The sequence below is a fragment of the Enterobacter sp. CGMCC 5087 genome, from assembly GCF_003144775.1.
Classification (GTDB): Bacteria; Pseudomonadota; Gammaproteobacteria; order Enterobacterales; family Enterobacteriaceae; genus Enterobacter; species Enterobacter cloacae_M.
On the sequence record NZ_QFXN01000368.1, the window covers coordinates 1 to 614 of the forward strand.

General features: G+C 59.8%; 2 protein-coding genes. Both read left to right on the forward strand.

The genetic code is table 11. The features are described from left to right. Positions 1 to 218, forward strand: a 218-nt coding sequence (locus DEO48_RS26450; protein WP_309136855.1) for a putative zinc ribbon protein, incomplete at its 5' end; no start/stop codon positions are given. Further along, positions 206 to 614: putative zinc ribbon protein (locus DEO48_RS26455; RefSeq protein ID WP_109846767.1), on the forward strand; the 409-nt coding region annotated here is incomplete at its 3' end. The genes DEO48_RS26450 and DEO48_RS26455, both read left to right, overlap by 13 nt.

Sequence of the window (614 nt, forward strand, 5' to 3'; positions counted from 1 at the left end):
TTAATCCTGAACTGAAAGAAACCCGCATTATCCGGCAACTGCAATGGTATGTACCGGAAGCCCGCCCCCTGGTTTACCAGGACGACTGGCACTGTTACGGCTGCAGCAGTGAGTACCACGGTGAACGCTACTGTATGACCTGCCGGACGGGGGCGCGCAGCTATGCGCTCAATGATGCTGATAGCCGGGTGGCGGAGGTGACGGCATGCGCATGCTGAAGTGTTATCTGGCAAACGACCGCGAGGGCCACTTCGCGACAGCCGGGGAGGCCATGAGTGCGCCGGGACAGATATGGATCTGTGCGTCCTGTGGCTGCCGGCTGATACTCCATGCTGGTCTGCATGAAGACCCGTGGTTTGAACATGACCAGCAGGCCGTGGCCCGCAATGTGCTGATGAACTGTGCCCATCTCGACCCGGAGGTAAAAGCCGAAGCCCGGCACAACAGGCTGCGCAGTCTTATCCGGGGTATGGATGCACCCGTGATGTCGCTTGCCTGGTACTGCGCGTGGTGCGGTGACCATTACCAGGGCGTGAAGCGCTGCCCCCGGTGCCTGACCGGTATCTACAGCATCGAAGAAGCCAGCTGGCAGATGAATTACCGCTGTAACACCC